This is a genomic window from Flavobacterium sp. (assembly GCF_049318185.1).
In the GTDB taxonomy this organism is placed as follows: domain Bacteria; phylum Bacteroidota; class Bacteroidia; order Flavobacteriales; family Flavobacteriaceae; genus Flavobacterium.
This window is the reverse complement of the sequence record NZ_JBMOGV010000092.1, coordinates 1-9,019: the sequence shown is the minus strand read 5'-3', so window position 1 is coordinate 9,019 and position 9,019 is coordinate 1. Positions and strand designations below refer to the sequence as shown.

Genomic DNA, 9,019 nt, shown 5'->3' with positions numbered 1-9,019 from the left:
GTGTGAAGGAGCAAAATATCCTCACACTCAAACTCAAACTCACACTGTTTTTTTGGGTGTGAGTTTGAGTACGAACGCTCTACGTTGGCCTTTTCTTCACAAGCACCAGAGGCGCTCAGGCTCAATCTAAACTCACACTTTAATGATTTGATTGAAGTTGCGAACGTGAGTGCGCTCCTCTACCCCCTCCCCTTCCGGCGGCCATTATTGCTTTAGGAGGTTTCTAAAATCGGCTATAATTTTATCAGAATTATTCCAGTCAGAGGGTACTGTTATTTTGTAAAATATTAATGGTTTAAAAGAATAACAAAGAATTGAAAGGCCCACTGATTATTCGGCTATATTAAATTATATCGAAAACGGATATACTTCCTCTATTAAGTTATTCATTTTTTATTCATTTATTTGCTCTTTGCCAAAATTTCAAATTTCCTTGAAACTGAATTACCACTTTCATCAACAATGGTAAGAAGATGCTTACCGGGTGAAGGATTTAAGGCTAACTGATGAAAGTGTTCGGTAGTCCCAACAAAATTATTATCGATATGCCAAAATAATTTTTCATTGGAATTTTTATGGGTAGCACTAAACACAACCCTTCCTTTTTCACCAGAAATTTCGATAGGAACATAAATCTTACTGTCTTCATCAGGATAAATTATTTCCAATACTTTATATATTTTTTCAATACAATCAGATTTAAAGGAAGGCAGTATTTTGTATTCGGGATGTTTTTGTTTATAATAAAATTCAATGGTTGGGGGTAAAATAAACCAAGCCCTATGGATCATATTCATTGGTGTTTCACAACTTTCGTTTACCCTATATCTTCCAGTTTTATCTAGATGTATTTTACGGCAGTAAGGGCAATTACCTGCAACCCTTGCAGATTCGCTGGCAAAAATAGTATCTGTTTCTGAGCAATCCCCAGAGGCTTTATACCCTGAAAATTTACAAACAGGCAAGGCAATAAATCCATCATTAGGCGATTCAAACCAATTGGAGCCAGGCAAATATCGGAAGATATCAAACATGATTGGCGCAGCTGTATTGATACCGGTTAGCCCTGGTCTACCTTCACCAGTAGTATTACCTACCCAAACCAAAACACAAAAACGACTGGTGAGTCCAACTGCCCATCCATCCCTAAAACCGAAACTCGTACCCGTTTTCCAAGCAATTTTTTGGGAAGAACTAAATTGATTCCATAGACCTTCTTCCCCCGGGCGCATAACTTCATTCATCGCATTAAAAGTTTGCCACAAAGCTGTATAATCAAAAATATCTGTGCCAAAGTTTAGTTTATTCTCATCCCATTTATCTCCTGTTTTTTTGGTGAGACGGTCTCCTGTTTGAAGATAACTGGGCATAAACCAATCATTTTTATTCCATTTGTTTTTATTTCTAGCCTGATGATTATACAACCTGGCCATGCTGCTGTAAACACCGGCAAGTTCAAAGGGATTTACTTCACAACCCCCTAAAATAAGGCTCATCCCATAAAAATCTGCTGGATTATTGATGGTAGTAAATCCACACCGTTGGAGTACATCATAAAATTTCTGGTATTTGAATTGCTGCAACATTTTAACTGCAGGTATATTCAAACTCCTAGCCAAAGCTTTACTTGCAGGAACAGCACCGTCATAACCGAGGTCAAAATTTTTAGGTGTATATCCACCAATTTGTGTGGGTATATCTGGTATCAATTGAGTTGGTAGGATAGTTCCTTCGGTTAATAGGGATGCATATAACAGTGGTTTCAAGGTACTGCCCGGACTTCTTCGAGCAGCCAAAACATCTACATTACTTTCCAGACTATTATCGGCAGGGTTGTATATATTTCCTACATATGAGAGCACATGCCCTGTTTCAATATCCACCACAATAGCGGCTTCGTTTCTAATCTGATTTCCCAACAAAGCGTCATGGTGCGTTTGAAGGATTGACATTACTTTTTTTTGTAGTTGTAAATCAATGGTTGTTATAGCTGCAGTAGATAAATGGGGGTTAGCCGATTTTAAATATGGAAAGTCCTTTTTAAACCTGTTAAGTAAATGGGGTGCTAACTGGGGTAATATTCTAGGCTCACCAGGCAATGGTTCAAGCTTTGCAAGCGTGCAGGTTGAAGCATCAATGATACTATTTTTTAATAGCTTGTTTAATAACTCATTTCTCTTTTTGAGCAGAATGGTATTATTTTTTCCAGGATGAACCAATGACGGTGCATTCGGCAGGACAGCAAGGGCTGCCATTTCACCCCATGAAAGCTGGGAAGGATTTCTTCCAAAGTATCGCCAAGCTGCAGCATCTAAGCCTACCACATTGCTACCGAATGGCGCATTGGAAGCATATAAAGACAGAATTGATTTTTTTGAATAAGCGCATTCTAGTCGGATAGCTAATATACTTTCTGCAATTTTATTCCAAAGCGTTCGTCGATTATTTTTTTTATATAAGCGGACTACCTGCATTGAAATAGTACTGCCTCCGCTAATGGTTCTTGATCTGGTAATATTTTGTTTTAGTGCCCGAAAAAGTGCAATAGGGTCAATGCCTGGATGATAAAAAAATCGTTTATCCTCAAAGGTGGTTATGCAGCTTATAAATTTTTGAGGCACTTCTTGATTATAGGGAAAACGCCATTGCCCATCGTCTGCAATAGAAGCATTCAACAGATTGGATTCTTTATCAATGATAACAAAACTTGTTGGCGCTTGAAATAAAATTGCTGGCAATGAAAACCTGAAAATTAAAACTAAAAGCAAAAATGCCAATACCATTCCCTTTTTGAATAGAGACAAGTTTCGAAGGTACTGACCAACCAATAAAAGCTTTTTCTTCACAACCAGCTATATTTAGATAAGCACCTTATTCTATAATTTCAACCCATTTCCCATTAATTCCGCCACTAATACTGCTATTGTACATTGCCTCACAATAAACACCAGGCCAATAATATTTACCAGCATAGGCAGCATTCAATTGCACAAAATAAGTGACAGCTTCGCCCTGTTTAATATTAAAGAAATGATATACCCGATCATCTTTTATATCCATATAATCGCTTCTCGATGATTTAAATACCCCTTCATTATTGTATAACCGCGTATTTAATATTTCCCATCCACTTGGGAATATCTGTGTCAAGGCCATTTGATTATAGGCACCCCTATTACCGGTATTTTTTATGGACACTTTGGCAATAAAATCAGTTCCCTGCTTTAATTTGCTTATGTCAATCGGTTCACCTTTTGTATTGGTATAAGCTAATGATACTTGCAGTTGCGCTGGATTGTTAGTATAACTTACAGTTTGAGTGCTTAATGGTTTGCCTTCGTTAATCAATCTGCCATAAATTACATTACTTCCATTATTTTTTAACTGCACTGTTGCTTTTCCATTTTGGAAGGTTACTTTCTGTTGAAACAGTGAATTGCTTGTATTCACATTAATACCTTGGTTGTTGGTCTTGCCGGTAATGTCAATTTTTTTATTATTTGCATTGAAGCCCGAGAATTTTGCAATGGCAATCAGGCTATAGGCGGTTGTTTGTGTACTATACCAGGTATCTAGAGATAACTTTCCTGCAATATCCCGAACCACCACTTCGGCCTCTGAGAATCGCTTTAGGATGGTTAATGTTTCCAGGGCCATTGCCTGATCTCTCAGTTCACTTCCATAACTTAACCCCCAATTGTTTCTTATTGGGAAATTGGTAGAGAGGCCGCTAACCAATTGCAAAGCTATTTGTGTTTGGCCTACCAATGCATACGCAGCAGCTAATCGCCATTTTGCTTCTTGTGACAGAAATTTAAATTCTTTCAATCTATTCATGGCGCCTATTTCAGGGGCATTTGCCAATGCCAAGAGATAAAGGCGATATGCTTGAATCAAATCTGCACCATACCAGGGTACATTTGGCGCAATCCAGGCAATCGCTTTTGCTTTGGCATAAATTCTCCATTGCTGCAACAGCGAACTGGGAACAGCATATCCTCTGGCAGCCGCCTCTAGCAAAAAGTTACCTGCGTAGTTACTACCCCAATCATCACTTTTTTCGCCTTCGGGCCAATAACTAAATCCACCATCTTCTAGTTGAAAGTTCTGAAGTTTGCCAATTGCATAACGAATATTCTTTTGTACTTCAACCTGTTCTTCACCATTCAAATCCAAAAGGTCGTTTAACACCAACTGTGGAAATACCGCTGAAACAGTTTGCTCTATGCAACCATAAGGATACCTTATCAAGTAATTCAGCCTTTTCTCTAAATTCAGCGCTGGTATGGATGACAATTCAATTGTGGCTTTATTATTACCCCCATCACCAATAGCCACAAGGTTTCCATTATAGCTTTCTCCCGGCTTCAAAGAAAATTCTGTAACCTGCGTGATTGGTGGATTTGGGTTACGCACATCAATTTCTACCTCCGAAGCCGTTTGTTCCTTTCCTGCATTGGCAATTACATTAATTTTAGCTAAACCAGTTCCAGCTTTCACTTTACCGGTCAGGAAAACTGTTTGCTCTCCGGGTGCAGTAAATGTTAATTCAGGGGTAGTGGAAATTTCAACCAATGCGTTAACCTGGGCCGAAATTTTTATACTCTTAATCGTGTTGTCTGTTGCAATAACAGTAACCGGTAATCTAAATTCTTCTCCTGGAGCCAATACCCTTGGCAACGTTGTATATAGAATAACTGGCTTTTTTACAATAACTGCCTTTTCAGCAACGCCATAAGCTCCATTATTGGCCGCTATCACCATTGCCCGAACACTGCCCATATACGATGGTAATACAAAATTATGGGTTTGGTTGCCTCCATTTGATTTGAATGGTCCCAGAAATTTTACGACAGGCTTGAAACGATTAGCTTTACGATTTTTTGCAGATTTTAAGTTTTCAGCATCACCACCAATCGTTAATATCCTTTCCAATTCACCCCCCCATGCACCAATCACATAATCATACAGATCCCAGCTTTTAATACCTAATCCTTCCTTGGCATAAAAAGCATCATATGGATTGGGAGTTTTGAACCTGGTTAGATCTAATAAACCTTCATCAACAATAGCAATTATGTAACTAAATGCCTTTCCATTTTCTTCACCTATAGTGATACTTGTATTTTGCTCAGGTTTAATTACGTCAGCAATCCTAATGGTAGGTTTTAGAATATTATCTTTACTTTCAATAGTAATTGGTATTACCCCATACATCCTTATAGGTAAGTCGTTCATTGTTTGCGCATGCGGCTGTAATAAACTGATATTAACATATATATTGGGTGTCATTTCCTTTTCTGCCTTAAAACTAAATTTCGTTTCACCCTGTTGCGTTTTAATCCAAAATGTTTTCAACACCCTACTTCCATTTTCGATGCTCACCAATGCGCGACCATTTTTACTTGATGGAATATTAAGCCTTACTTCCTCTCCAACATTATATTTAGTTTTATCTGCTGAAACAGCCAGCATGGCAGCAGCACCAGCATCGAAATTATCAGATCGCCTTTGCCAACTATCATCGTCTACATAAAATATTTTTCCTGTTTTATGTCCACTCCTTATATCTTTTACCATTATCAGATATCTGCCATATTCATTTTCCTTAAAAGAATAGTTAAATAAGCCTTTTCCATTAAATAGACGAATACTCTCTTTCTTTAATAGTTTATTGTATTCACTTTCAGAAAAGTTACTAATGGAATTGGTATTGTCCCACCACCACCGCCACCTAATTTTATATATTTCAACTTCTACATCAGTATTGCCTTTAAGCACTTCTCCATTAGTTGAAACATTAGCAAGATTGAAAGATTGAACTTTGTTGTTGGCGATATAGCCCCACTTCTTGTCACCTTCAGGAACTTTTACTCCTGCATAGGATGCATAGGCATGAAAAGGCATTGTTATATTATCAATACTGAAATTTCCGCCAGGTTCAAATACTTTTACGGTCATATTTGCAAGCAGCACACCAGGAGCATCGGTTACTGAATCAATAATTGGATTTACGGGTGCTGTCCCATTCGTACTCAGGCTTCCGTCAAATATTGTTTTCGAAATAGTATTAAATTCAGCAGTAGGATCATCAAAAGCATAGTCTTTTAACCCTTCAAAAGCAGTATTCCTTTTATACAGTTGCACATCCACCCTAGCTTTCAAATTTTGAGCAACCGCACCAAACAACCATTTGGCCGTAAGGATACCATTGGTTGTATTGTTTTTTCCTAGGGCCAACTGACTGCCAAAATTGAGGTCAATTTTCAGTCGATTGGGCATAACTGTTTCGATTATAATTTGTTTCTCGAAAACTGCCCCCCCTAATTTAACACGGCATATCCAATTACCTGTTGGTGCGCTTGCATCGGTAGCAGTGCGAAAAATATTGAAGCCATCACTACTATTTTTTGCAAGTATCTTTTTGTACAATTGACCTTTAGGAGAATAAAGATCCATTTCTATCGGATGATCAGCCGGAAGTTTTTTATCTTTATCTTCTATAATGCAACCCAAAAATAAGCTATCACCTGGGCGCCATACACCTCGCTCCCCAAAGACAAAGCCTTTGATTCCATTTTTTACCTCCACTCCATTTACATCAAATCGGGAAAGAGGGAGCGAATTTCCATCATCCAGCTTTAAATAACTTTTTTCATTACCCTTTTTGGCTACCAACAAAAAAGGTTTACGTTTATTTTCAATTAGCGCATAACCATCCGTATTGGATTTACCCGTGCCAATTATTTGTAATTGATAATCTAAAACCTGCAGATCTACATCACTCAATGACTCAGTATTTATCAAATTGTTGGCAAACACCAATACCTTATTTTCGTTGCCAATTTTCGCGGTTAACCCTATATTAGTGGAAAGAATATTCCTAAAAGCATACTTATCTTTATTGTAATAAGAATTCGAACAGGGATTATCTTTTTGTTCCCAATTGTACCCGTATTCATAATAATTATTATATCTTTTCCAGAAATCATTGTCCTCGTCACTTTCATTACCTCGGTCGTAATCATAATCTTCACCATCATCTTCAGTTTTTGTACCTGATATACCTCCTCTACAAATAGAAAGTGAGTATTCCGGTCTGAAACCGATATTAACTCGGTAAATAGCACCCGGCTCAGTTTTGATATACTTATCCAAATCAAGTGCAAAACGATTCTGTTTATGTAAGTCTAGATTCGGGTCTTCATCCAATCTAACCATTGTCTGCACAATAGGTTTAGCTACCCTTCTCAATTGTTCATCCCCATCTAGTGAATTGTATTGAAGAAACTGAGGGATATTATTTTCATATACTTTAATAATGCTTACATCAACTGCTTTTAGGTTAATTGCATCAAAGGGTAAAACTACCTTTCCACCGCTGTTGGGTAAAATGATACCCCGACCATGGATTTTTACTATGGGGAAATTTTTATCAAAAACTATGTTTCCTGAATAGGGATGTCCAATTTTATCTCCATATAAATTTTGAATCCCAGGATTTATATTTACAGAAAAGGTGCCAACCAGATTGTCAGAACTAAACACTTTAACTTCATTGCTATTAATAGAATAGCTTAAATGCTCCTGATTGCTAACTGCAATCAACCCATCCAACTGCTGGTTAATTGCAATGGCATCACTAAATTGAATAGAAATATATTTTTCTTTTCCCTGAACGGCATTAATGCTTAATACTTTAAAATCTTGGATAGCTGGAATTGATACACTTAATTGTTCCTTTTTATTTGCTTGAATAGCATTTCCATTGACTTGAATGTTTAGGGTTTCTTCCTGCGTCTTCCTTTTAATATTATCAATGATAAAATCATGGATTTTACCCGATTCATTATGTTGCCATTTTATTTCTAGCTCTTTCGAATTTAGAGATGCTGAGAGTAAAGATTCAATAGATTTTGACTCTTCAACATCAGCAGTTGTGACCATACCTTTTAACATCATGGTCTCTTTACCAGTAGCATAAAGACCATTTTGAGTAATCTGAAAAGTGGGTTTTGGGGTTTGAATATTAAATGTAAAGGTTTTGAATGCATCGGGTACCGAGGCTATCTTGTTGAGGTGAAAGGAAACTTCATAAAACTCGTCAGAATTCAACTCCTTATCAGGTTTGAATTCAATGGTTCTATTATCTATCCAATAGGCCTTCCCAGCAATTTTTGGGGAAAAACTAAATAAATTTTCGTCAAGTTCCTCGTATAACGTATGAACCGTATTAATATCACTGCTCAATTGCAATCGAATGGCATTTTTTTTGGAAATTACACCAGAAGTGAATGCTTCAATATATTTACTGAAAGCTGGATTTATATGAATAACTTTTCTTTTCATTTTGCATGAAAGAACTAATGATGCAAGAAAAATAATCCCAAAAATTTTAAAAAGTCGAAAAATGGGAATTGGTATCATAAATTTGATGTTAAATGATTGAAAACTTATTTCGAGAAGGTTTTATTTAATTTATTTTCCTTGAAAATTTACTTGTTTGATCTTCCGATATAATAGCAAATGTATCTTTCAATAACAGTGGTTTACCGGAAAGTATATAGTCTGGATAATGAATAAAAATAGAATCATTGCGCAATTCGTATTTATGTAATTCAGCATGCTCTGTATAAAAAATTGAATCTTTTGAGATAATAATAGTGAAATCCTGATCTCCATCCAATGCATTCCAAGTTCCTGTAATTTGACTGAATGTATTTACTGCAGCTGTATCCAATTTATTTTCCTCCTCATTGCTTTCCACAACATTAGTTGCTGAAGATATCTGACTTGCGGAATCTTTTTCAGGTAAGAGATTACTTTCGTTTTTACTTTTATTAGGTTCGCAAGCCACAAATAAAAAGCATAGTAAAATGAAGAAGACTGAAAAAAATAAACTTTTACCCATATACTTGTACGTTTTGGTTTTACAATTTTTTAAAAATGATAACAACATCCTGCATTTAGAGGTTACTATTAAATGCTAAAACATAATAAGATTGTTTGTGCAACATCC

At 36.6% G+C, this 9,019-nt stretch carries 3 protein-coding genes; all 3 read right to left on the bottom strand.

Features of this window, described 5'->3' with window-relative positions; translation table 11 throughout:
* Window positions 1-401 precede the first annotated feature (401 nt).
* The gene (gene pbpC, locus ACOYLT_RS08710) at window positions 402-2,828 is read right to left on the bottom strand and encodes a penicillin-binding protein 1C (RefSeq protein ID WP_422853469.1); all 2,427 of its coding nucleotides are present in this window, start codon (window positions 2,826-2,828) and stop codon (window positions 402-404) included.
* 43 nt (window positions 2,829-2,871) lie between these two features.
* Entirely contained in the window at window positions 2,872-8,349 is a 5,478-nt protein-coding gene (locus tag ACOYLT_RS08705; RefSeq protein WP_422853468.1) for an alpha-2-macroglobulin family protein, read from the bottom strand.
* 124 nt (window positions 8,350-8,473) lie between these two features.
* Complete coding sequence (locus ACOYLT_RS08700) at window positions 8,474-8,911, bottom strand: hypothetical protein (protein WP_422853467.1); 438 nt, start codon at window positions 8,909-8,911, stop codon at window positions 8,474-8,476.
* Between the last annotated feature and the right edge of the window lie 108 nt (window positions 8,912-9,019).